At 47.4% G+C, this 25429-nt stretch carries 19 protein-coding genes; 13 read left to right on the top strand and 6 right to left on the bottom strand.

The window, feature by feature from the left end:
• Positions 1 to 107 precede the first annotated feature (107 nt).
• The 11 genes from AXG56_RS16465 to rlmD all read left to right on the top strand — a co-directional run bounded on the left by AXG56_RS16465 (position 108) and on the right by rlmD (position 16201).
• On the top strand, positions 108 to 797 hold the full coding sequence (locus AXG56_RS16465) for a heptaprenylglyceryl phosphate synthase (RefSeq protein ID WP_062515518.1): 690 nt from the start codon (positions 108 to 110) through the stop codon (positions 795 to 797).
• A 16-nt stretch (positions 798 to 813) separates the two neighbouring features.
• Positions 814 to 3051, top strand: a complete 2238-nt coding sequence (gene pcrA, locus AXG56_RS16460) for a DNA helicase PcrA (protein ID WP_039871238.1) — start codon at positions 814 to 816, stop codon at positions 3049 to 3051.
• Positions 3052 to 3064: 13 nt separating this feature from the next.
• Positions 3065 to 5065: an NAD-dependent DNA ligase LigA gene (gene ligA / locus AXG56_RS16455; protein WP_062515516.1), complete on the top strand. Its 2001-nt coding sequence runs from the start codon at positions 3065 to 3067 to the stop codon at positions 5063 to 5065.
• Positions 5066 to 5126: 61 nt separating this feature from the next.
• The gene (locus tag AXG56_RS16450; protein WP_062515514.1) at positions 5127 to 6272 is read left to right on the top strand and encodes a CamS family sex pheromone protein; all 1146 of its coding nucleotides are present in this window, start codon (positions 5127 to 5129) and stop codon (positions 6270 to 6272) included.
• A 163-nt stretch (positions 6273 to 6435) separates the two neighbouring features.
• The gene (pruA, locus tag AXG56_RS16445) at positions 6436 to 7986 is read left to right on the top strand and encodes an L-glutamate gamma-semialdehyde dehydrogenase (protein ID WP_008636355.1); all 1551 of its coding nucleotides are present in this window, start codon (positions 6436 to 6438) and stop codon (positions 7984 to 7986) included.
• A gap of 494 nt (positions 7987 to 8480) precedes the next feature.
• A complete protein-coding gene (gene putP / locus AXG56_RS16440; RefSeq protein WP_062515512.1) occupies positions 8481 to 9992 on the top strand; it encodes a sodium/proline symporter PutP in 1512 nt (503 codons plus the stop codon).
• A 180-nt stretch (positions 9993 to 10172) separates the two neighbouring features.
• Entirely contained in the window at positions 10173 to 10463 is a 291-nt protein-coding gene (gene gatC, locus AXG56_RS16435) for an Asp-tRNA(Asn)/Glu-tRNA(Gln) amidotransferase subunit GatC (protein ID WP_008640230.1), read from the top strand.
• 12 nt (positions 10464 to 10475) lie between these two features.
• On the top strand, positions 10476 to 11945 hold the full coding sequence (gene gatA, locus AXG56_RS16430) for an Asp-tRNA(Asn)/Glu-tRNA(Gln) amidotransferase subunit GatA (RefSeq protein ID WP_008640228.1): 1470 nt from the start codon (positions 10476 to 10478) through the stop codon (positions 11943 to 11945).
• A complete protein-coding gene (gene gatB / locus AXG56_RS16425; RefSeq protein WP_008640227.1) occupies positions 11945 to 13375 on the top strand; it encodes an Asp-tRNA(Asn)/Glu-tRNA(Gln) amidotransferase subunit GatB in 1431 nt (476 codons plus the stop codon). Before gatA ends, gatB begins: the two co-directional genes overlap by 1 nt.
• A 153-nt stretch (positions 13376 to 13528) precedes the next feature.
• Positions 13529 to 14434: a diacylglycerol kinase gene (locus AXG56_RS16420; protein WP_008640224.1), complete on the top strand. Its 906-nt coding sequence runs from the start codon at positions 13529 to 13531 to the stop codon at positions 14432 to 14434.
• A 381-nt stretch (positions 14435 to 14815) separates the two neighbouring features.
• Complete coding sequence (rlmD, locus tag AXG56_RS16415) at positions 14816 to 16201, top strand: 23S rRNA (uracil(1939)-C(5))-methyltransferase RlmD (protein ID WP_062515709.1); 1386 nt, start codon at positions 14816 to 14818, stop codon at positions 16199 to 16201.
• A gap of 20 nt (positions 16202 to 16221) precedes the next feature.
• Here rlmD and AXG56_RS16410 read toward each other — a convergent pair whose 3' ends face one another.
• Positions 16222 to 16509 carry a hypothetical protein gene (locus AXG56_RS16410; RefSeq protein ID WP_062515510.1) on the bottom strand — a complete coding sequence of 96 codons (288 nt, stop codon included), beginning with the start codon at positions 16507 to 16509 and terminating at the stop codon, positions 16222 to 16224.
• A 636-nt stretch (positions 16510 to 17145) separates the two neighbouring features.
• Here AXG56_RS16410 and AXG56_RS16405 point away from each other — a divergent pair.
• Together AXG56_RS16405 and AXG56_RS16400 are read left to right on the top strand one after the other, a co-directional pair.
• Positions 17146 to 17793 (top strand): DUF6037 family protein, encoded by a 648-nt coding sequence (locus AXG56_RS16405; protein WP_201029325.1) that lies wholly within the window; start codon positions 17146 to 17148, stop codon positions 17791 to 17793.
• Between the two features lie 42 nt (positions 17794 to 17835).
• Positions 17836 to 18276 carry a hypothetical protein gene (locus tag AXG56_RS16400; protein WP_062515506.1) on the top strand — a complete coding sequence of 147 codons (441 nt, stop codon included), beginning with the start codon at positions 17836 to 17838 and terminating at the stop codon, positions 18274 to 18276.
• 1025 nt (positions 18277 to 19301) lie between these two features.
• Here AXG56_RS16400 and AXG56_RS16390 read toward each other — a convergent pair.
• The 5 genes from AXG56_RS16390 to katG form a co-directional block, all read right to left on the bottom strand.
• Positions 19302 to 19544: a hypothetical protein gene (locus AXG56_RS16390; protein ID WP_369815276.1), complete on the bottom strand. Its 243-nt coding sequence runs from the start codon at positions 19542 to 19544 to the stop codon at positions 19302 to 19304.
• A 164-nt stretch (positions 19545 to 19708) separates the two neighbouring features.
• Positions 19709 to 20905, bottom strand: a complete 1197-nt coding sequence (locus AXG56_RS16385; protein WP_369815275.1) for a hypothetical protein — start codon at positions 20903 to 20905, stop codon at positions 19709 to 19711.
• 95 nt (positions 20906 to 21000) lie between these two features.
• On the bottom strand, positions 21001 to 21768 hold the full coding sequence (locus AXG56_RS16380) for an ABC transporter permease (protein ID WP_008637704.1): 768 nt from the start codon (positions 21766 to 21768) through the stop codon (positions 21001 to 21003).
• Positions 21769 to 21781: 13 nt separating this feature from the next.
• The gene (locus AXG56_RS16375) at positions 21782 to 22681 is read right to left on the bottom strand and encodes an ABC transporter ATP-binding protein (protein ID WP_062515498.1); all 900 of its coding nucleotides are present in this window, start codon (positions 22679 to 22681) and stop codon (positions 21782 to 21784) included.
• A 125-nt stretch (positions 22682 to 22806) separates the two neighbouring features.
• On the bottom strand, positions 22807 to 25038 hold the full coding sequence (katG, locus tag AXG56_RS16370) for a catalase/peroxidase HPI (protein WP_062515495.1): 2232 nt from the start codon (positions 25036 to 25038) through the stop codon (positions 22807 to 22809).
• Between the last annotated feature and the right edge of the window lie 391 nt (positions 25039 to 25429).

The following is a 25429-nucleotide window of genomic DNA, read 5'->3' as shown; positions in this document are numbered from 1 at the left end:
GTATGTCCTGATGTCACGGAGTCGACAATTTTCCCTGTGGAAACACTCAACCCACGCTTCAAAATTTGCTATAATGAGTGAATGGATAACTGTTTTGGAGGACGGAAATGTACAAAAAACGCTCGTGCCATCATATGTTCAAGCTTGACCCAAACAAAGATTTGTCGGAGGATGCGTTGAGGAAGGTCTGCACGTCGGGAACGGATGGGATCATCATCGGCGGAACGGATGGAGTGACTTTTGAGAATGTAACGGATCTTCAGGACCGGGTACAGCAGTATGATATAGCTGTGTATTTGGAAGTTTCCGATATTGAAGCGATTGCGCCGGGTTTTCAAAAATACTTGATCCCGATGGTGTTGAACAGCCAGGATAAGAAATGGATGATTGACGTGCAGCATCAGGCAATTGTGGAATATGCGGATGCCATCGCTTGGGAGGATATGATGCCGGAAGGGTATTGTGTTCTCAATCCGGAGGCCAAAGTATTCCAGCGGACTAACTGCACCATGCCGCAGGACAGAGATGTGCTTGCCTACGCAGAGATGGCGGAGCATATGTTCCGACTGCCGTTTTTTTATATGGAGTACAGCGGGATGTACGGCGATCCTGATCTGGTTAGACAAGTATCAGAACGATTGGAAAAGACGTCGCTGATATACGGCGGGGGCATACGTTCGGCGGAACAGGCCGGAGAGATGGCATCCCATGCCGATATCGTCGTCATCGGTAATGTGATTTATGAAGATATGGAATCTGCTATCGGGACGGTCGAAGCAGTGAAAACAATACATTGAAGGATGGTGGACCCCTATGACACAGGCATTGAACGCATTGATTCAAGGCTTGAACGAAGAACAAAGGAATGCGGTTACTCACACAGAAGGGCCGCTTTTAATCATGGCAGGTGCCGGAAGTGGAAAGACGCGTGTTTTGACACACCGCATTGCTTATTTACTCAGCGAAAAAGACGTAGCGCCTAGAAACATTCTGGCGATTACTTTTACTAATAAAGCAGCACGTGAAATGAAAGAACGTGTGGAATCGCTTGTCGGTCAGGATGGAGAAAAGATACTGATGTCCACGTTCCACTCGATGTGTGTACGGATGTTGAGAAGGGACATCGACAGGATCGGTTATGATCGTAATTTCTCTATCCTTGACTCCAGCGACCAGCTTTCTGTCATCAAACAGGTGCTGAAGGAAATCAACCTTGATCCAAAGAAATGGGACCCGCGGGCGATGCTTGGTGCGATCAGTAACAGCAAGAACGAGCTGATGACGGCTGCTGATTATGCACGACAGGCAGGAAACGTCCATGAAGAGCAGATCGCTGAAATTTATAAAGGCTATGAGAAGAAACTGAAAAAGAACCAGTCGCTCGATTTTGATGACTTGATTATGCAGACGCTTCGTTTGTTTGATGAAGTACCGGAAGTGCTGGAATATTACCAGCGCCGTTTTCAATATATCCACGTCGATGAGTATCAGGATACGAACCATGCGCAGTATCAACTCGTCAAACAGTTGGCGAGCCGTTATGAGAACCTCTGTGTCGTCGGTGACTCGGACCAATCCATTTATGCATGGCGCGGAGCGGATATTCAGAACATCCTGAACTTCGAACAGGATTATCCGACAGCCCGTACCATTCTGCTGGAGCGGAACTACCGTTCGACAGAGACGATCCTGAATGCTGCCAACAATGTAATCGACAACAACAGCGGCCGCAAACCGAAGCATTTGTGGACAGACAACAAAGGTGGAGAGAAGATCCGTTACCATCAAGCTGGAACGGAACGGGAAGAAGGACTGTTCGTCACAGATAAGATCGAGGATCTGATCCGGCAAGGCAGATACCGCTACAAGGATATCGCCATCCTCTACCGGACGAACGCCCAGTCCCGTACCATCGAGGAAACGTTTGTGAAAGCAGGCGTCCCTTACCAAATGGTCGGCGGCACGAAGTTCTATGACAGGAAAGAGATCAAAGACATGCTCGCCTATCTCCGTTTGATTGCGAACCCGAATGATGACCTCAGCTTCCAGCGTGTCGTCAACGAACCGAAGCGCGGCGTCGGGAAAACGAGTATGGATAAGATGCTTGCCTATGCAGCGGATCATGACATTTCGCTTTATGAAGCGGCGGCGGAAGTCGACTTTGTCGGTGTCAGTGCAAAAGCGGCAAAAGCGATCATCGGTTTCCGGAAGATGATCCAGAACTGGACGAGTCAGCAGGAGTTTCTGTCCGCCACCGATATGGTTCAGGAAGTAATCGACAAAACCGGGTACGAGGAGATGCTGCTGAACGAGAAAAGTATTGAAGCACAGAGCCGCCTGGAGAACATTGAAGAATTCAAATCCGTTACCAAGAACTTCGAGGAGAGTGCAGAGGACAAGACTCTGATCGCATTCCTGACTGACCTGGCGCTTATTGCGGATATTGATTCTATGAATGAAGACCCTAATAGTGATGACACGGTCACACTGATGACGCTCCACTCTGCCAAAGGCCTGGAGTTCCCTGTCGTCTTCCTGATCGGGATGGAGGAGAATGTCTTCCCTCACAGCCGTGCGCTGATGGATGAAACGGAGATGGAAGAAGAGCGCCGTCTCGCGTATGTCGGTATTACAAGGGCAGAGAAGGAACTTTACCTCTCTCATGCGAAAATGCGGACGCTTTACGGCCGGACGAATATGAACCCGGTCAGCCGCTTTATCGGCGAAATTCCAGATGACCTTCTGGATGGAAAAGAAGAGAAGGAAGAGCTTCCGTTCTTCAACAAGAAGAGGGAAAGTATGCCGTTTGGTTCGAAACCGATGGCTGCGCCTGCACCGAAGAAACGGGCGGCGAAGAAGAAACCAGGGTCGACTGGTGGAGAGAAGATCGGCTGGCAGCCTGGTGATAAAGCAGAGCATAAGAAGTGGGGGACAGGGACAGTTGTGAAGGTTCAGGGAGAAGGAGATTCCATGGAACTGGACATTGCTTTCCCTGCTCCGACAGGCATTAAACGATTGTTAGCCCGGTTTGCTCCGATAACGAAAGCTTAAGGAAGTGAAAAGCATGAACGCAGCGGAAGCGCAGCAGCGCATAGAGGCTTTAAGACAAGAACTGGAAACATACAGCTACGAGTATCATACGTTGGACACACCGAGTGTCCCGGATGCCGTGTATGATCAAAAGATGCGGGAGTTGATGAACTTAGAGGCGGAGTTTCCCGATTTGAAGACTCCGGATTCGCCTTCTCAACGTGTCGGGGGCGAACCTCTCGACGCCTTCCGGAAGGTGCAGCACGACATTCCGATGCTCAGCCTCGGGAACGCATTCGACGATCAGGAATTACGTGATTTCGATCGTCGTGTAAGGAACGGGACAGAAGAAGAAGTCAGCTATGTCTGTGAATTGAAAATAGACGGTCTTGCCGTCAGCCTTAAGTATGAAAACGGAGTGTTCGTCCGCGGGGCAACCCGGGGGGATGGTACGACAGGGGAAGATATAACGAATAACCTTCGTACGATCAAAAACATTCCGCTTCGCTTGAAAGAGCCGGTCACACTGGAGGTTCGCGGAGAAGCCTATATGCCGAAGCAGTCGTTTATCCGTCTGAACGAAGCGAAAGAGGCAAATGGTGAGGAACCGTTTGCCAATCCAAGGAACGCAGCGGCAGGATCACTCCGTCAGCTTGATCCGAAGGTTGCTGCCAAGCGGAACTTGGACGTCTTCCTTTACGGAGTCGGTGTCTGGGAAGAAGACCCGACAAGCTCGCACAGCGAACGACTGGAAAGAATGAAGGACTATGGACTTAAAACGAATCCAGAATGGAAAAAATGTAACAATATCGAGGAAGTAATCGACTATGTTCACAGCTGGGTCGAACGGAGACCTGATTTGGATTATGAAATTGACGGCATCGTCATCAAGGTAGACCGTCTGGATCAGCAGGATACCCTCGGCTTTACAGCAAAAAGCCCGCGTTGGGCCACCGCTTATAAATTCCCGGCAGAAGAGGCGGTTACGAAGCTGAAAGATATCGAATTGAGCGTCGGCCGCACGGGCGCAGTGACACCTACGGCTGTGCTTGAGCCTGTCAAAGTTGCAGGAACGACCGTACAGCGTGCCTCGCTCCATAACGAGGACCTGATCAAGGAAAAAGACATCCGGATCGGGGACACCGTCGTCATCAAGAAAGCCGGCGACATTATTCCAGAAGTGGTGCGTGTATTGACAGAGCAGAGAACAGGGGAAGAAGAGCCTTACCAGATGCCGGATACATGCCCGGAGTGCGGCAGTGAGCTTGTCCGTCTGGATGAAGAAGTGGCACTGCGCTGCATCAACCCGAACTGCCCGGCTCAGCTTCGTGAAGGACTCATCCATTTCGTTTCCCGTAATGCTATGGATATCGACGGCCTTGGGGAAAAGGTGATCGCTCAGCTTTTCCAGGAGTCCCTCATCCACAATATCGCGGATCTATATAAACTCGACAAGGAAGAGCTCCTTCAGTTGGAGCGTATGGGGGAGAAGTCGGTACAGAATCTATTGAACGCTTTGGAAGCATCGAAACAGAACTCTTTGGAGCGGCTGTTATTCGGACTTGGAATCCGTTATGTAGGATCGAAAGCGGCAAGCACCCTCGCCCAGCATTTCGAGCACATCGATGCGTTGATCGCAGCAGATGTCGAAACGCTGGAGCAAGTGCCGGAGATCGGCAGTAAGATGGCTGATTCGATTGCCAGCTATTTCCATGAACCACACGTCATCGAATTGATTGATGATTTGAAAGAATTAGGCTTGAACATGGAATACTTAGGCGCGAAGAAAAGCGATCAGCCGGCAGATTCACCATTTGCGGGCAAAACAATCGTCCTGACAGGAAAAATGGAGCACTACAGCAGATCTGAGGCGAAGAAGCTCGTGGAAGAACTCGGCGGCAGTGTCACCGGAAGTGTCAGTAAGAAAACCGATCTGCTGATTGCAGGGGAAGATGCGGGTTCCAAGTACACAAAAGCATCCGATTTGGGGATTGAAATTTGGGATGAAGCACAGTTTCGCAGCGCTTTATCCTGAAGGAAGAACGTCATGGCCCGTGTCCGGGCCTGTCGCTTGTTAAAGATAAGGGAGTGGAAACATGAGGAAGATGCACGCACTATTGTTGAGTTCCGTTCTGTTTATGAGCGCGTGTACACCTGTATTTGATAATCAGGAAGAAGTCATTCAGGAGACGACAGACGAAACGAACAACCAGGCAGCAATTGTCCCGAACTACTCGATGTCCGACGAGGACTACCGGATGATTCTGACAGAAAGCAGCCCGAAAGTTTCATCAGCAAGAGGAATCACGACGAACCAGATGGGGAACCGGCTCGATATCGATGAATTTGAGAGCGGACTGCGCCGTCATTCTAAGGAATATTACGATCCGGAGGATTATTATTTCCAGCCGGGACAGTACCTCACTGATCAGACATTGTTAGATTGGCTCAGCAGGAAGTCCGCTGATAAAGAAGAAGGCTTGAATCCGGAATTGAACGAAGATGAAGCATCGGAAGAGGATTTCCGTGAAAGCCCTCGGTACATTTCCAATATTATTGAGCAGGACTACTTAGTTCAGAAAGACGACAACATCGTCGAACTGCAGGGTGTCACCATTGGTATCTCTCTCCGTACCGTTTATAAGTTCACAACGGAAGGAAAGAACTTCGAAGAGGATCACTCCACTGAAGAGCTGCTTCAAAAAGGGAAAGAATATGCCGATGAAATCTTGACCCGCATACGTGCCAAAGAAGAGCTCAAGGATGTTCCTGTCGTCTTCGCTATTTACGAAGAAGAGGAAGCGAGTTCGAAAGTTCCCGGCAAGTTCCTTGCGAAGACCTATGTCAAAGGTTCTTCGGGTAGTGTCGGTAGCTGGGATAATATCGACGAAGAACATGTCCTTTTCCCATCGAGTGAGGCAGAGAAGGAGCACTTCGATCAATCCCAGATTTTCTCTGAATTCCGTACACAGGTATCGAATTACTTCCCTAACTTCGTTGGAATGATCGGAAATGGATTTTACAAAGACGGCGAACTGCATGATATTACCATCGAAATACCGATTCAATTCCAATCCGAATCGGAAGTGGTCGGATTTACGCAGTACGTGTATAGTCTTGTAAATGAGATGTTCCCGGACCACTACTCTGTGCAGGTGAACATTCATAGCCTGGACGAACCGGAAAGCTTGATCGTTAAGAAAGCAGGAGACGAAGAGCCGTTTGTCCATGTCTACAAATAAAGGAGAGCAACCGTCCGGGTGTACCGGGCGGTTTTTTTGTTCCTTCTGTTCCTTTTAAACCCCTACACACTATGCTAAAATATGGATGGAAACGCTTGAAGTGTTAATTTTCAAACAATTACACAGCGTGCGACCTATTTAATCTCAAGGAGGCGGTTTAAGTATGGTAGTCCCGTACAAGCATGAACCATTCACGGATTTCACGGTGGAAGAAAATCGGAAAGCACTGCAATCTGCCATCAAGCAGGTAGAAGCGGACCTTGGGAAAGAGTATCCGCTGATTATCGGCGGCGAGCGGATCATGACAGATGACAAGATCAAAGTCGTGAACCCGGCAGATAAGAAAGAAGTCATCGGATATGTTTCTAAGGCGAACCAGGAACTTGCAGAAAAAGCACATAAAGCAGCGGACGAAACGTTCCAGTGGTGGAGAAAGACGAAAGCGCAGTTCCGTGCGGATATCCTGTTCCGTGCCGCGGCAATCGTCCGCCGCCGTAAGCATGAATTTACGGCGCACTTAGTCAAAGAAGGCGGAAAACCGTGGAAAGAAGCGGATGCCGATACGGCCGAAGCGATTGACTTCCTCGAATTTTACGGACGTCAAATGCTGGAAATTGATAAAGGCGTGGAGATCAACTCCCGACCGATCGAGAACAACCGGTTCCATTACATACCACTCGGCGTCGGTGTCGTCATTTCTCCATGGAACTTCCTGTTCGCCATCATGTGCGGGACGACGGTCGCAGCGATGGTTTCGGGGAATACGGTCCTTCTCAAGCCTGCCAGCGCGACGCCGGTCATCGCTTATAAGATGATGGAGGTACTTGAAGAGGCCGGACTTCCGAACGGCGTGATCAACTATGTTCCGGGCAGCGGAAAAGAAGTCGGGGACTACCTTGTCGATCATCCACGGACACGCTTTATCAGCTTCACGGGTTCCAGGGAAGTCGGTACCCGGATATTTGAGCGAGCGGCCAAGGTCCATGACGGTCAGCAGTGGCTGAAGCGTACGATCATTGAAATGGGAGGCAAGGATACGATCGTTGTGGATAAGGAGGCGGATCTTGAGCTTGCCGCTGATGCCATCACTTATTCTGCCTTCGGGTTCTCCGGACAGAAATGTTCCGCATGCTCCCGGGTCGTCGCACATGAAGAAATATATGATGAACTCTTGGACAGAGTCGTTCAGAAGACGAAGGAAGAAGTGAATTACGGCAACCCGACAGATAACAGCAACTACATGGGTCCGGTCATTGATCAGGGAGCCTACGACAAGATCATGGAATACATCGGTATCGGGAAAGAGGAAGGAAAGCTGATGACAGGAGGCAAGGGAGACGATTCTAAAGGGTGGTTCGTCGCACCGACCGTCTTTGCCGATCTCGCACCGGATTCCCGGATCATGCAGGAGGAAATCTTCGGTCCTGTCGTCGGTTTCACCAAAGCTTCGTCGTTCGATGAAGCTCTCGATATTGCCAACAATACGGACTATGGCCTTACAGGCGCCGTTATTTCCAATAACCGGGAACATATAGAAAAAGCACGCGAGGATTTCCATGTCGGAAACCTGTACTTCAACCGCGGCTGCACCGCTGCGATTGTCGGATATCATCCGTTCGGCGGATTCAACATGTCCGGAACCGACTCCAAAGCAGGCGGACCGGACTACTTAATCCACCATATGCAGGGTAAAACGACATCGGAAATGCTCTAAATAGACAAACCCCTTTTTCCTGATGCAGGAGGAAAAAGGGGTTTCATTATTTTGCGAAAAAGGAACATACTATTCGTATGTCCTGTTACAGATTGATGTCGTTTGTGACAGAAACATGAAAAATAATTAAAAAACTTTTGTGAATGTTTATTACTTCAAACACCTATATATGTATATCTATTCGACTTTAGTGAATATTTATTCACAATAGGTAAATTATATCAATTTTTGCAATGTTCAAACAAAAGTTATATGATATAGTTGTACCTGCATTTGGATTTTTCGATGGAATTCAACAGGAGAATCCGACAAACGGTATGGTTGTATAGAGTTGTATATTACAGTTTTGGGAGGTGATCGACGTGTTGGAACTCGCTGCAGCATCATCCGTAACAATTTCCGGGGCAACGTGGTTCTGGTTATTTGTCCCAATGCCATTACTAATCATTCTATCCATCATTACACTATTCACTGAAAGGAGCGAATAACAAAACATGAGTACTGCTACGTTAATAACATTCATCGTCTATTTGATCGGTATGCTCGGAATTGGTTTCGCCGCATATCGTCTAACAAGTGATTTATCCGACTACGTGTTAGGTGGTCGTCGTCTGGGGCCGGGAGTTGCCGCCTTATCCGCCGGAGCCTCCGATATGAGTGGCTGGCTGCTGCTGGGTCTGCCTGGAGCTATTTATGCATCCGGTTTATCGGAAGCGTGGATCGGGGTAGGTCTTGCTATCGGTGCCTATTTGAACTGGCAATTCGTTGCCCGTAAACTTCGTGTCTTCACAGAGGTGGCGGACGATTCCATTACGGTTCCCGACTATTTGGAGAATCGTTTCCAGGATAAATCCCATACATTACGAGTCATTTCCGCAGCTGTTATCCTTTTATTCTTCACCTTCTACACATCTTCCGGTATGGTTGCCGGGGCGAAGCTGTTTGAAGCTTCCTTCAACATTGACTACACAACAGCACTATGGATCGGTGCAGTCGTCACCATCTCTTATACCTTCTTAGGCGGTTTCCTTGCCGTCAGCTGGACGGACTTCGTTCAAGGGATCTTGATGTTCCTTGCATTGATTGCCGTACCGATCGTAGCCGTATCCGAACTGGGCGGCTGGGATAAAGCGACAGATGCTGTCGCTCAAATTGATCCGACACACTTGAACATGGTTCAAGGCGTAGGCGCGATGGCTATTATTTCTTCTCTTGCCTGGGGACTCGGCTACTTCGGTCAGCCGCACATCCTTGTCCGCTTTATGGCCCTTCGTTCACCGAAAGACGTTCCGAAAGCGCGTTTCATCGGAATGGGTTGGATGATCCTTGGTCTTTACGGAGCAATCTTCACGGGTCTGTTCGGACTTGCTTACATTAATACAGCAGATGTTACGGATCTATCCACCTTTAATGCAGAAGTTATGACAGAAGGCGGCATTCAGATGCTTGCCGACTCTGAGAAGATCTTCATCACCTTCTCTCAAATTCTGTTCCATCCGATCATTGCAGGTATCCTGCTTGCAGCGATCTTGTCTGCAATCATGAGTACCATTGACTCTCAGCTGCTTGTATCTTCTTCTGCACTGGCGGAGGACTTCTATAAAGCACTGTTCCGTCCAAACGCGACGGAGAAAGAATTGGTTTGGATCGGTCGTATCGCAGTAGCGGGTATCGCTCTTATTGCGATTCTGCTTGCCGGAAATCCGGACAGCACGGTCCTTGATCTCGTATCTTATGCATGGGCAGGATTCGGCGCCGCCTTCGGTCCGATCATCATCCTGTCTCTGTTCTGGAAAGGCATCACCCGTAACGGGGCGCTCACCGGTATGATCGTCGGTGCTGTCGTAGTCGTTGTCTGGGCTGATGTACTGAACGGCGGTATTTTCGACCTCTACGAACTTGTACCAGGATTCATCCTGAGTGCTCTTGCAACCATTGTTGTAAGTATGTTCGGAACCCCGCCGGCCAACGCAGAAGAATTCTTCGAAGAAGCGAAGAAGCATTAATAAAACCAAAGGTCCCCGGCAATGTGCCGGGGGTTTTTTTATTCCTGTCTTCCTTATTGGAGAAAAGACATGGATGGGGCCGGTATGTTAAGATAAGAAAGATGTGCAACGAACGTTGATAATTGATTCGAATCTTTGGTATGATCATATATTATGTGAGATCGAAATGGAGGTCGCATTATGTCTAGAATCAGTAAAGAAGAAGTGAAGCACGTCGCGAATCTTGCGCGTCTGGCGATCACGGATGAAGAAGCAACGACATTCTCTAAGCAGCTGGATGATATCATCACCTATGCAGAGCAATTGAATGAATTAGATACAACCGGTGTAGAACCGACGACGCACGTTCTTGACCTGAAGAACGTACTTCGCAAGGACGAGCCGAAGAAATGGATTACACAAGAGGAAGCGCTGAAGAACGCACCGGACCACCAGGATGGTCAGTTCAAAGTGCCATCCATATTGGAATAAGGAGGTACGACGATGTCTTTATTTGAGTTTTCACTACGTGAGCTTCAAGAGAAGCTACATAACAAGGAAATCACAGTCACGGATCTAGTAGAAGAATCCTACAAGCGCATTGATGAAGTGGACGGGGAAGTCCAGGCGTTCATCACGTTGAATAAAGAAGCAGCGAAAGCGCAGGCGGCGGCACTGGACAAAGAGCAGGGGAACAGTGACGCGGCTCTCTTCGGTCTGCCGATCGGTGTGAAAGACAACATCGTGACGAAAGGTCTGCGCACGACGGCGGGAAGTCAGATCCTTTCTAACTTTGAGGACCCATTGTATGATGCGACGGTCGTCAACAAACTGAACGATGCGAAAGCCGTCACCATTGGGAAACTGAACATGGACGAATTCGCGATGGGTTCTTCCAATGAGAACTCCAGCTACGCATCTGCTCGTAACCCTTGGAATACGGATTACGTACCGGGTGGTTCCAGTGGTGGATCTGCAGCCTCTGTAGCGGCAGGAGAAGTTCCCTATTCTCTAGGGTCCGATACCGGCGGATCCATCCGTCAGCCGGCAGCTTACTGTGGTGTCGTCGGTCTTAAGCCGACATACGGCCGTGTTTCCCGTTTCGGATTGATCGCTTTTGCGTCTTCCCTTGACCAAATCGGTCCGATCACCAGAAACGTCGAAGACAATGCTTTCCTTCTGGAAACTATTGCAGGCTACGACAAAATGGACTCCACGTCTGCCAATGTAGACGTTCCTAAATATACCGAATCTTTGACAGGCGATGTCAAAGGTCTGAAGATCGCTGTTCCAAAAGAATACCTTTCTGAAGGTGTAGCACCGGAAGTGAAGGAAGCGGTCCAAGCTGCTTTGAAAGAGTATGAAAAGATGGGTGCGACATGGGAGGAAGTTTCCCTGCCACACTCGAAATATGCTTTGTCTACGTACTACCTGCTTTCTTCTTCGGAAGCATCTGCCAACCTGGCCCGCTTTGACGGAGTCCGTTACGGTAAGCGTGCAGAAGACGCAGAAACGATGCTTGACATGTTCATGCGCTCCCGCTCGGAAGGCTTCGGGGACGAAGTGAAGCGCCGGATCATGCTCGGAACGTTCGCGCTCAGCTCCGGTTACTATGATGCGTATTACAAGAAAGCCCAACAAGTCCGTACGTTGATCAAAAACGATTTTGAGAAAGTGTTCGAAGAATATGATGTGATCGTCGGACCGACGACTCCGACTCCTGCCTTTAAAGTAGGGGACAAAGTCGACGACCCGATGACGATGTATGCCAACGATATTCTGACAATCCCTGTCAACCTTGCCGGCGTACCGGGAATCTCCATTCCTTGCGGCTTCTCCAGCGAGGGACTTCCGATCGGTCTGCAGATCATCGGGAAACACTTCGACGAAAGCACCGTTTACCGTGCAGCCCACGCCTTTGAGCAGGCGACAGAATTCCATAAACAACGCCCGTCCCTTGGAGGTGCGCGCTAATGAACTTTGAAACGATTATTGGACTAGAGGTCCACGTAGAATTGAAAACGAACTCTAAAATCTTCAGTCCGTCTCCGAACATGTTCGGGGATGATCCGAATACGAACATCAACCCGATCGACCTCGGGTACCCGGGTGTTCTGCCGGTACTGAACGAAGAAGCTGTCAACTTCGCTATGAAAGCAGCGATGGCACTCAACTGTGAAATCGCAACAGATACGAAGTTTGACCGCAAAAACTATTTCTACCCGGACAACCCGAAAGCCTACCAAATTTCTCAGTTTGATAAGCCGATCGGTGAGAACGGGTATATCGATATTGAAGTAGACGGTAAGAAGAAGCGGATCGGAATCACGCGCCTTCATATGGAGGAAGATGCCGGTAAACTGACGCACAGCGACGACGGATATTCCCTTGTCGACTACAACCGTCAAGGTACACCGCTTGTCGAGATCGTATCCGAGCCCGACATCCGCTCTCCGAAAGAGGCGTACGCCTACTTGGAAGCATTGAAGAACATCATCCAATATACAGGCGTTTCCGACTGTAAGATGGAAGAAGGTTCCCTTCGCTGTGATGCCAACTTGTCCATCCGCCCGATCGGACAGGAGCAATTCGGTACGAAAACGGAGCTTAAGAACCTGAACTCCTTCTCCTTCGTACAAAAAGGTTTGGAATTCGAAGAGAAGCGCCAGCAGAAGGAACTGATGGCAGGTGGAGAAATCCTTCAGGAAACACGTCGCTATGACGAGCAGACGAAGGAAACGATCCTGATGCGTATCAAAGAAGGATCCGACGACTATCGCTACTTCCCGGAGCCGGACCTCGTTCCTCTTCACATCGACGAAGCATGGAAAGAGCGTATCCGCGCGGAAATCCCTGAACTTCCGGATGCCCGTAAGAAGCGCTACATCGAGCAGCTGGAGCTTCCTGCCTACGATGCGATGGTCCTGACGAACAACAAAGAGCTTTCCGATTTCTTCGAAGAAACGATCGCTCAGGGAGCCGACGTCAAGCAGGCTTCCAACTGGTTGATGGGTGAAGTGTCTGCCTACATGAACAAGCATTATAAAGAGCTTTCTGATCTTGCTTTGACACCGGATTCTCTTGCGAAGATGATCCAGCTGATCGAAGACGGTACGATCTCTTCCAAGATTGCGAAGAAAGTCTTCAACGAACTTGTAGAAAACGGCGGCGAGCCGGAGAAGATCGTTAAAGAGAAAGGGCTTGTCCAAATTTCCGATGAAGGTCAACTGACGGAAATCATCGTGAAGATTCTGGATAACAACCCTCAATCCATTGAAGACTTCAAGAACGGGAAAGACCGTGCCCTCGGCTTCCTTGTCGGTCAAGTGATGAAAGAAACAAAAGGACAGGCGAACCCGCCGATGGTCAACAAGATCATCCTTTCTGAAATGGAGAAGCGCTAAAGCCATATAGAAGGAAGAAAGCACGCACCGGACGGCGAGTGCGTGCTTTCGTATGACTTGGGACATCCAGTCATATACTAGAAAAACAGTTTGCAAAAAGAGGAAAACAAGCTATGATGATAATTGGAGCAATCTGGATGAGGGGGTCAAAACATGAAACGTGCCCGAATAATTTATAACCCGACCTCTGGAAGAGAAGTCATACGCAAGGTTCTCCCGGACATCCTGCAACGATTCGAACAAGCCGGATACGAAACCTCCGCCCATGCGACGACCTGTGCAGGTGACGCGATCAATGCCGCGAAGTACTGCGTCGAACAAAAATTCGATGTAGTCGTGGCAGCGGGTGGAGACGGAACCATCAACGAAGTCATCAATGGACTAGCCGAACAAGAACATAAACCGAAGCTCGGCATCATTCCAGTCGGGACGACCAACGATTTTGCACGTGCACTGCACATACCTAGAAACGTTCATAAAGCGGTCGACATCATTTTGGAGGATTATACCCATCCATTGGATATCGGACGCGTCAACGATCATTACTTCATGAACATTGCCGGTGGAGGAAAAATCACCGAAATCAGCTATGAAGTACCAAGCAAGCTGAAGACGATGCTCGGTCAGCTCGCCTACTACTTGAAAGGGATCGAAATGCTGCCATCCATCCGTCCGACCCGTGTCGAGATGGAATACGACGGCAAATGGTACGAAGGCGAGATCATGCTCTTCCTCGTCAGCAACACCAATTCCGTCGGCGGGCTCGAGAAGCTTGCGCCGGCCGCCCGTATGGATGACGGTCTTTTCGATCTGATGATCATTGAAAAAATGAACATTGCAGAATTCGTACGGCTCGCAACTCTTGCGATCCAAGGGAATCACCTCAACCATCCGAAGTTTGTCCACCTCACCGCCAGCCGCGTGAAGGTGAAGACGGACGAGAAGATGCAGTTGAATATCGACGGGGAATTTGGCGGATTATTGCCCGGGGAATTTGTCAATTTATACCGTCACTTGGATTTCTTCGTGCCTGAACAGCATTTCAAGACGGAGGAATAATAGGAAGCGCTACTGTATAAAGCAGTGGCGCTTTTTCCATGTTGGATGAAGGTCGGTGTATCTCTGGGAATTTCAGTTGGAAGAGAGAGCATTTCCCGGGGCATGAATGGGTGCATAAGTCCATCGACGGCGAAAAGGAAGAGCACTTTTCTCCATCAATGTTCTTATGCTTGTCGCAGCTCCCGGGGCGACTCCGCACTTAGTGTTATCCGGCTGCGTCGCCCAGCTGCTCGAGGTCATAAGTCCATCGACGGCGAAAAGGAAGAGCGCTTTTCTCCATCAATGTTCTTATGCTTGTCGCAGCTATCAGGGCGACTCCGCACTTAGTGGTCAGATATGATAAACTACGTATAGAATATAGAAAAAAAGGACGGATGAATGATGGCGAAAGTGAAACCGCCGGTTGAGAAGAATGAGACAGTCGAGCTTACGTTTGAGGATTTGACGCATGAGGGGAACGGGGTCGGCAAAGTGGACGGCTATCCTCTGTTTGTTCCCTATGGTCTTCCCGGTGAGACGGCAACGGTCAAGGTCGTCAAAGTGAAAAAGAACTTCGGATTCGGAAAGATTCTTGAAGTGAAAGAAGCAAGTGAAGACAGAGTGGAACCTCCATGTGATGTTTTCTATCAGTGCGGCGGGTGCCAGCTTCAGCACATGAGTTATCAAATGCAGCTGGACATGAAGCAGAAGCAGGTCAAAGATAACATGAAGAAGATCGGACACCTGGAGCACGTACCGGTACATCCGACGATCGGTATGGAAGATCCGTGGCGCTACCGCAACAAAGTCCAGATTCCAGTCGGCCAGAAGGAAGACGGGGAACTGATGACAGGATTTTATCAGAAGCGAAGCCATAACATCATCGATATGGACACATGTCTGATTCAGGATGAAGTGAATGACCGGATGGTTGAAACGGTACGCCGTATCGCTACCAGATACGGAATCGATGCCTACGATGAACAGACGCACCGCGGCGTACTTCGTCACATCATGGTCCGGACGGGACAGACGACGAAGGACATCATGATCGTGATCGTCACGAAGACGAAGAAACTTCCCCATAAAGAAAAAATCATGGACGAAATCCGCGATGCGTTCCCGAATGTAAAATCAATCGTCCACAACATCAACAGTGCAAAGACGAATGTCATTTTAGGAAGAGAAACGAACGTACTATGGGGAGAAGAATACATCTACGATACGATCGGAGATATCCGTTTTATGATTTCCCCGAAATCGTTTTACCAGGTCAACCCGACCCAGACGAAGACGTTGTACGACCAGGCACTTTCTTATGCCGACCTGCGTGGTGGAGAAACGGTCATCGATGCCTACTGTGGAATCGGAACTATTTCCTTATTCCTCGCCCAGAAGGCAGAGAAGGTGTACGGCGTCGAAATCGTTCCGGAAGCCGTGGAAGACGCGAAGAAGAACGCCCGTCTGAACAAGATGGACAACGCCGAATTCTTCGTCGGGGAAGCAGAGAAGCTCATGCCGTGGTGGCGTAATCAAGGCCTTCGCCCGCACGTCATCGTCGTCGACCCTCCGCGTAAAGGCTGTGACGAGCAGCTTCTGAAAGCGATGCTCGACATGGAGCCGGAGCGGATCGTGTATGTATCCTGTAATCCGTCTACGCTTGCGCGTGATCTGCGGGTGCTGGAAGACGGTGGTTATGAAACGAAGGAAGTGCAGCCGGTCGATATGTTCCCGCAGACGAGTCATGTGGAGTGCGTCTCGCAACTCATTAAAAGAAAAGGCAACTAACCCTCTGGGTGTTGCCTTTTTTATTGGAGATGCATGGGATTAACAAAGCTATACTGGATATTAACAGTGCCATCTTGGCTGCAGGTTATTTTCTCAACTAGGGAGTGTAGGATTTTAGGTGTCAGTTCCTTCAGTGTTAAAACATCTTTAAGTTTTTTACCGATATGAACAGCGTAGTTTTCACTTTCGCATTCCTGCAATTTTTCCTCCAGTTGAGCCTGGGTGAGTTGTATCGCCTTTAGTTTGTTATCCGTTAACTCTCGATATTCTGACAGTTCTTCTTTAGATATCACATTGTTTGTGTACAAATTTACGTATTCCTGTTTTTTATTCTTCAGATCCACTAATTCGTCTTGTGCGTTGATGATGTCTTTTTGAAGCAGATGTTTAGTCTTGGTGAGCTCTGCTGTAACAATTTCAATGGAAGAGTATATGAATTGGGAGTGAATCGATGGAAAAAAGCCTGCATTGAACGAATGTTTGGATGGAACCCTCGATATAAAGTAACCGTTCCTTCTAGATATCTCGGTTTCTAGTCTTCATATAAAGGAGAAGTTAATGGAAGACATTCATACGTTTGATAACAGGTAAACTCACCAACATCTCATGTATTTTCATATACACTCCGGACATACGGAAATAGTTACCCATTTAGTATTACAAGAAGAGTTAAACTCAATGAAATTTAATAAATTGCAAATATATAAATGTTAGGACGGTAAACCGGTAGTTGATAATAGGTTTGCCGTCCTTTTTGGATTCTAAATGTAATAATATCTAAATTTCGAGAACTTACACTCTACAACCTACTTTAATCTTATGAATAAGTTGTTTTATGTCAAAGCAAAATTTTTATGGAAGTTTCCATAGAGGAAAATACGCTTTTTATTTATGGTAAGATTTACATATGGCAATTATTTTGTTGAATGGGGAGAGTGTTTTTAGTGGGGAATGATAATAAAACTGAATTGCGTTTTAAAAATCTACCCTTTTTACTGAAAGATATGAAAAAGAAAGGATGGGTTATAGATTCTTTTCCTTTTCAATATAAAGGAAAAAAGTATATAGTGATTTTAACTTTATACAATAATAGTGAGCGAAAGCCAAGCAAGTATGCTAAAGCTAGTGTGGAATTTATATTATGGAAGAATACAGCAAAAACAATCAAGGGATATATAGACTTTTACAATGTTAAATTTTACAGTGCCTCTGAATTTTGTACATTCTTTGATATTGAAATAGGAAATGCCAATAGAGATTTATTTGATGATTTTTCACTAATCTTTTCAAAGTTTATTCCAAAAAGTAAATTAATTAACAAGGAATGCGAAATTGAAAAACGTTTAGTTGGAAGTCGGGCAGAGGGAACTAATCCCAATGCTATCTACTGCTACGATGTGCGTCGCAATGGAACTAAAAAAGATGGCAAACCAAATAAGCGAAGTATAGGTAATAGTAATAAAGCACAAATCCTTCGTCCTGAACTTTATTCAATATATTCTGCAGATCCCAATTTAAGTTTCTACTTCTCCGATAAAAAAGAAGATGAGAAAAGTGATGATGAGATAAAGAGGGCATTTTCTACACGGTAATTTTTCTATATAACAACTGAGGTAAGGCCAAGAAGGTGTCCTTTGAGAGACAAATATATAATATACACACCTTTATCCATTCGCCACACTTACAGGAATCCTAATCTCTTTTCTTGGTGTATGCAATTTAATGGCGATGAAAAACATTATTATTGTTGCTTTGAAAATGATAATCCAATTGAAATTGAGGTTTCAAATAAAATTGGGGCATTAAAAAATTGTATAAAAAAATACGTTGAAAAGAACTTTAATGAATTAGTTAATAAATTCCTATACCTTGAAAAAGTACTTAGATTGGTAACAAACCTTGATATTTTTATCCCAGTAATAAAACTTGAAGTTTACGATGAAGAAATGGACTTTATAGAAGAAAGGTTCTTTTTTATGCAAAATTTTTCACCTTTGAACCCTACTTATCAGTTTTCAAAAAATAACTTGGAATTACAATCTGATAGACTTTTTCTGTTAATAACACATCAGTAAAACTTTTATGTCTATTCGCATCACTTGAATCATTATTTAATTACGACAAAGAGAAAATTCCTGAAAAAGTTTCAACTTATACAAGTAGGTTAAATTTTGATGAAGATAAGAAAGATGAAATCTATTCAAGAATAAAAAAATTGTATGATGAACGATCGAAGTATATTCACGGACAAAGAACTGATAGAATAACAAACGCCTTATACGAGGAACTTAAAGAATTTGTGAGAGTTGTTCTCTTAAATTATTGGTTTGTATCAATGTACAATGAGGTAAAAAATAATAAGCAAATGATTAGTTTTCTAGATGAAGAGAAGCCTCTAAACACGAATACACAACTTGCTATTCTAGCAGTAAGGGAAACGGACTACACTAAATTTTATTCAGATGTAAGAGAGAAACTTGAGAGTGGTGTTACGGATATTCTTTAAATAAAAAAGCAATCCCAAAAAGGATTGCTTTTTTATTTAAAGAGTAAGCCCAAATTATAAAAGTTAAACGTGAAGTGGAAGACATCGAGGTCCTTATAAATTTGGCTGGTGGCAACAGCTTGTTGTATGGAAGTTCTTTTGATGCCGTGTTAGCACTTTTAACTTTTGAATTCTTTGTCTTAAACTAAAGGGTGGCTTTAGTGAAGGTAAAATACTTAAAACGCACTAACTAAAAAAAGCTAAAGGTATAATAAGAGCTTTATGATCTATTCTGCTAAAATAGTCGAAGTGGATTTCATTCATACGTATGAATATCAATAACCCCACCGACATCCCATTGTATTGCCACATACACTCCGGACATGTGGAGTGTGTGACGTGGCTGGAGAAGAAGGTGTCTAACTAAAATAAACCTTTCCCAGTAAAAGATATACTTTTTCTAACAAGACCTGAACTTCGATGTTTGGGTCTTTTTTTTTGCGTAGTTCCTGCATTACTCGTTATGGAATGTAGTTCTTACTTCGATCTATCACTTAAAATAAAAGTGGGAAGAGGGTATGCTTAAAGGCATACCCTCTTCCCATTTAAACGTCCTTACAAATTCTTCTTACTTACCAACTCCGACACAACAAAAGCGAGATCATCGTTTCCATAGAGAGACAGCGCTTCAAGCAGCATCCCTGAATCAATGAAGTCCGACTCTTCTTTCGTTACCGTAAGCTCCAAAGCTTCCACTAATTCTTTATTTTTATCCTGGTACGGATAGGCCTCTGTATAGATGGCGGCAGGGTCCAATTCATGATTGATACACCACTGGGCAAAAAGCAGAATCATCATCTTTTCGCCTTTTTGATAATTATGAATTACGGCTTCTTCACGGCTGCGGTCCACACGACATGCCTCCTTTATTCGGGGAGACTCGTTTTTTCCTCACCCGGTACGGCTATTATACCTAATAATCAGAGATTCATAAATCGCCTGGTCGAGTCCTTCCTTTTCCTTTAATAACGCTCCTTGTCTTCATTCTCCTCAGCCTCTTTCATCTGCTCATAGCGCTGGCGCTGTCTGTATCCATACGTAGCGGAAAGGACGACTTCTTCATTCTCCAATGCCGAACCGAGTGCTCCGATGATGGTGGATACGCTTGTGGCGGTCCAGGCGATATAGAAAAACTGCATGTAGCCCACATCGGCGGACAGTTGGGATTCCAGCATGCTTTTCGGAATAAGAAGAAAGACGGTGACGAGGAAAATCAGGAATAAGAGTGCGTAATAGAGCATCACGGAGACGGCGAGCGTGAAGAAGGTCACCGTGTTGTAGAGCCGGCGCAGATGGCTGTTTTCTTTATCTTTTTTCCGTTCCCACAGATGGTGGGCAAGGATGATCCAGATGATCATTGCAAGAATTGACAAGACAGATAAGAGGAGCATGCGCCACGTACTGTAGTGGTCGCTAAGCTTCCATAAGGTCGGAAAGACGAGAGCATAGGCACCTGTGGTGAAGGCGAGCACAATAACCTTCATGAATGCCGGGAACATCGACCACGGACGGTTCGCCCGGACCATTCCCGTGATCAGCCGGAGCAGGCCTACCACGCGGGAGCGGATCGTAAAGCGGACGTCGACGTCGCTGTCCATTTCGACCGGTGCCTCCCGCAGAATCGGGGAAAACAGTTCCAGACCTCTTCGCCGCATCAGCTTTGTCGAACTCTTGTTTTTTAATTCGGGGTATTTGTCCTTGTCCTTGGATTGGATTCGCTCCTCGGCTTTTTCCCTGTCTTTATCTGAGCTTCCGTAATACATTTCGTTGATCAGCTGTAGAATCGCTTCCCTTACGCGTTTGACCATCGGCGCAGCTCCTAACCCGGGAAGACTGATCAGGGCGGTGCACCCCCGGGCGAGCGTTTCTGCAATCAAGGTTTTCTTATCATGGAAGAGGGGCAGGTCGGTCAGCGCAATGGCGAACGTCCATCCCTGTTCCTGCTTTTCGTCAAGTGTCGCCTCCAGTACTTCCCGGGGATCTTCCGTTGCTCCGGTGAGGGAAAGGACCTTGTATTCCACCTGCCAATCGGCTGTTTCATCTACATAGTATGCAAGCATGTCAGGCAGTTCGTTCTCGAGAATCGCTCCAAGCTTATCGGGGTAGCCTGGTGCAGCGACCAACCCTACTTTTTTAATGGAAGCAGTCAAAAGGATCACCAGCTTTGTCATTTTATTCGGTGTAGGATATTTATCCTGATTCTATTGGAATAAAACGACTTTCTTCTATTTTTCTCTCTTTAACCCCTGCCTGATCAATGAAAACCGAGAATGGACTGCTCCGTCGCTTTCGTCAGGCACTTGCGGAACAGGAGTATCCCGACGAGAAGGGCAGCGATGCTTGGGAGGGTCAGATACAGATAATCCGTCCATCCAAAGGCGGAAAGCTGCGTACCGTGCACCATCACATCGCGCAGCAGATTCAATCCCCAAACCGATGGAATCAGCTTGAAAAACGGACTTGCCTCGGCAGGAAGGAACATCAGTCCAAGCAGCACGAACTGGATGATCTGCAGGAAAGTTCCGATTTTCTTGAACAGCAGCACGCCGCCGGCGAGGGCATAGCCGAGGCCCCAGAAGCTCAGTGAAACAAAGAAGGTGAGGAGAAGGATGGATCCGATGTTGTGGAAATCAAGAAACGTCTGGGTGACGAGCATCATAAGCATTAAGAGTACAAAGATCTGAATGAAGTCGATCAACAGCATGGCGAATGACTTGAACGTAATGACCGTGAGGAAGGAGTATTTAGATAAGTAGAGTTGTTCAATCGTGCCGATCCGTGTTTCATCCTCAATGGAATCGGTGATATTCTGATAAATCGATATCGCCAGTATCCAGATGATGAAGCTCAGGATCAAACTTTCCTTCGTATCACTTCCGAGGTTGAAGCCGACGATGCCGGAGTATCCATAGAAGATGAGCAGGAACACGAGGAAGATCGTGATTCCACCGCCGATGGTATCGGTGATGTACCGTTTAGCGAGAATGGCTTCTTTCTTTATGTAAGCTTTCCATAACATCATGAACCTGTCCCCCTTATTGGATGGCTTCCAAGAATAAGTCCTCAAGCGCCGTCTGACCATAATGGAATGCTATGATTTCCCCTTTGTCTCCGGCGAGCTCAAGAATGCCCATGAACTCTTCCATGTTGTGAAATGTGATGTGAAGTCCATCGTTATCCTTCACAAAAGCAAGGCATTGCTGCTCAAGCGCACCTTCCATGCCTCCCATGTCTTTTACGGTGACCGTCCCCGTTTTCGCATCCATCATTGTCTTGAGTTCTTCGGCGTGTTTTTCGGCAACAAGCTTTCCCTCTTGAAGGATCATAACTCTGTTACAGACCTTCTCGACGAATCTCATATCATGAGAAGTGATTAACAAGGACTTATTCATTTGATGAGGGATGGAAGGAAGCAGTTTCTCTAAATCTCTCAGTGTGGACACATCGAGTCCGAGCGTCGGTTCATCAAGGAGAATGATCTGCGTATCTTCGACGAGGGCGATCAGGATGGAAAGTTTCTGCTGCATCCCTCTTGAAAGGTTTTGGACGAGTTCGTTACGCTTCGATGTCAGGGCAAACTCGTCCATCAGCGTAGTAATCTGATCCTGCTTCGTTTTATAATTGGTTCCTTTCAAGGTCAAAAGGAATTCGATGTTTTCTTTGACCGTCAATTTCCAATAGAGGTTCCTGTTTCCCTCCATGATGCAGGATATGATTGGGTTTTTCTTTCTGTTGGGTTTTCCATTTATGTAAATATCGCCGCTCGTCGGGTAGGTGAGTGTAGCGATCATTTTCAATATCGTCGTTTTACCGGCACCGTTCGGTCCAAGCAGGCCGACGATATCCTGACGATCGATATGGAAATTCAGCGGCTCGATGGCCGTGGTTTCTTTATATTTCTTTGTGACGTTCTCAAAGCGGATGATTTCTTTCAAAAGCGGGACTCCTCTCTTTTTACTATTAATGGAATTATATCAAAAAAGAAGGGGATGGTTCTTTCGTATAGGGGAAATGATTGAAAAAACCCCTGAAAGCGCGATGCTTTCAGGGGGGGATCCTATCAGTTATAGGCGAGGTTTTTCTTCTTCTTCAAATCGAAACGGTCGGCGTTCATGACTTTGACCCAGGCGTTCACGAAGTCCTGGACAAATTTTTCTTTGCTGTCATCCTGCGCATATACTTCTGCAATAGAGCGTAGAACAGAGTTGGATCCGAAGACGAGATCGACGCGGGTCGCTGTCCGAACGAGTTCACCGGTCATGCGGTCGCGTCCTTCGTATTCATTGTATCCGGCAGGCTTCCATTCGATGCCCATGTCAAGCAGGTTGACGAAGAAGTCGTTCGTCAGTGTGCCGACGTTGTCGGTGAATACGCCGTGCTCTGTACCGCCGTGGTTCGCGCCGAGGACGCGCATGCCGCCGACGAGAACCGTCATTTCCGGTGCGGAAAGTCCGAGGAGCTGGGCTTTGTCGACAAGCAGCTCTTCCGGGCTCAGCGTATAGCGCTTCTTCTCATAGTTACGGAACCCGTCTGCCATCGGCTCCAGCACATCGAAGCTTTCGACATCTGTCTGTTCCTGGGAAGCATCGCCGCGCCCCGGGGCGAACGGAACGGTGATTTCGAAGCCGGCTTCTTTGGCTGCTTTTTCTACCGCCGCACTTCCTCCGAGGACGATCAAATCAGCAAGGCTGACGTTCTTATCCAAGTCTTTTTGGATATCTTCGTAAACGGAGAGAACGTGGTCCAGCTGTTCGGGCTCGTTCACTTCCCAGTTCTTCTGAGGCTCAAGCCGGATGCGTGCTCCGTTGGCGCCCCCGCGGTTGTCTGATCCACGGAAGGTGCTTGCAGAAGCCCAGGCCGTCGTAATGAGCTCGCTCGTCGTCAGTCCGGATCGAAGAATTTTCTCTTTCAACTCCGCTGTTTCTGCACTGGATAGTTCATAGTCGGCTTCCGGTACCGGATCCTGCCAGATCAAGTCTTCATCAGGTACCTCTGGGCCGAGGTATCTGGCTTTCGGTCCCATGTCACGGTGGAGAAGTTTGAACCATGCGCGTGCAAAGACGTCAGCGAAATATTCCGGATCTTCATGGAATCGGCGGGAAATCTTCAAGTACTCAGGGTCTTCCCGGAGTGCCATATCAGCCGTCGTCATCATCGTATTCACCTTAATGGAAGCATCCTCCGCGTCCGGGGCGAGGTGTTCCTCTTTGGGATTGACCGGCTTCCATTGGTAGGCACCGGCTGCACTCTTCGTCAGTTCCCAATCATATCCGAGCAGCAAGTCATAATAGCCGTTGTCCCACTGCGTAGGGTTTGCTGTCCAGGCACCATCGACACCGCTCGTAATTGTATCGCGGCCTTTTCCGCTGCCATGAGTGCTCTTCCATCCTAAGCCTTGATCTTCGATGTCTGCGGCTTCAGGGGAAGCGCCGACGTGTGCTTCGGCATCACCGGCACCGTGGGCTTTACCGAAGGTGTGTCCGCCTGCTGTCAAAGCGACAGTTTCTTCGTCATTCATTCCCATTCGTGCGAACGTTTCGCGGATGTCACGGGCGCTTGCCAACGGATCCGGCTTGCCGTTCGGTCCTTCCGGGTTTACATAGATCAGTCCCATTTGTACAGCTGCGAGCGGGTTCTCCAGTTCACGATCACCGGAATAGCGGTTGTCCCCCAGCCACTCCGTTTCCGTACCCCAGTAGATGTCTTCTTCCGGATGGTAGATGTCTTCACGACCGCCGCCGAACCCAAACGTTTTCAATCCCATGGATTCAAGAGCTACATTACCGGTCAAGACGAGCAGGTCTGCCCAGGAAATTTTGTTGCCGTACTTCTGTTTGATCGGCCAGAGCAGGCGGCGGGCTTTATCGAGGTTGGCGTTATCAGGCCAGCTGTTCAACGGTGCGAAGCGCTGGTTCCCGGTTGCTCCACCACCACGGCCGTCTCCGGTACGGTATGTTCCTGCCGCATGCCAGGACATACGGATGAAGAGGGGGCCGTAGTGACCGTAATCGGCCGGCCACCAATCCTGGCTGTCGGTCATCAGGTTATGAAGGTCCTGTTTGAGTGCATCGTAATCCAATTTTTGGAATTCTTCTGTATAATCGAAGTCTTCTCCCATCGGTGTCGTCTTCGTGTCGTGCTGACGAAGGATGTGCAGGTTCAACTGGTTCGGCCACCAGTCTTTATTCGTCGTACCGACTTTCGTCGTTGTAACGGCGTTTTCTTCCTGCGTTTTGCCATGAGATACCGGACACTTGCCAGCTTTGCTGTCGTGCATTTCGTTCTTATCCATGTTCAAATCTCCTCCTCTATATAATAGGAACATAATTAAAACTAATCTCAGATTATAATTATAATAAAAAGAGAATAGAAATAAAAGAAAGAACCTCTGACATTCAGAAAAAAATTGAGAGTATAACAGGATTGGTAGACAAGGGAAGGGTTTATCAAGGCGGTTGAAAGGTTTGTGTAGTAAATGCAGTGTGTGTTGTTACTATCATTCTAACAAACTATCAGAAAAGAAAGTATCTTTTACATTTTTTAATGAAGCTGCTCGTTACTTTGGTTGGGTATGGAATGGTTCTCAACTGAGATATGGTTGGTATTTACTCTTTCGCCTTCCGAAACAAATGGTTTGACCATTTACCTGAGGAGGCGTATCTTTAATGGCGCACACCAAAGAC

Origin of the sequence: Halobacillus sp. KGW1 (assembly GCF_001592845.1) — a bacterium.
GTDB lineage: Bacteria > Bacillota > Bacilli > Bacillales > Halobacillaceae > Halobacillus.
The sequence above is the reverse complement of the archived record's forward strand: the minus strand, read 5'-3'. Positions and strand labels throughout refer to the sequence as shown.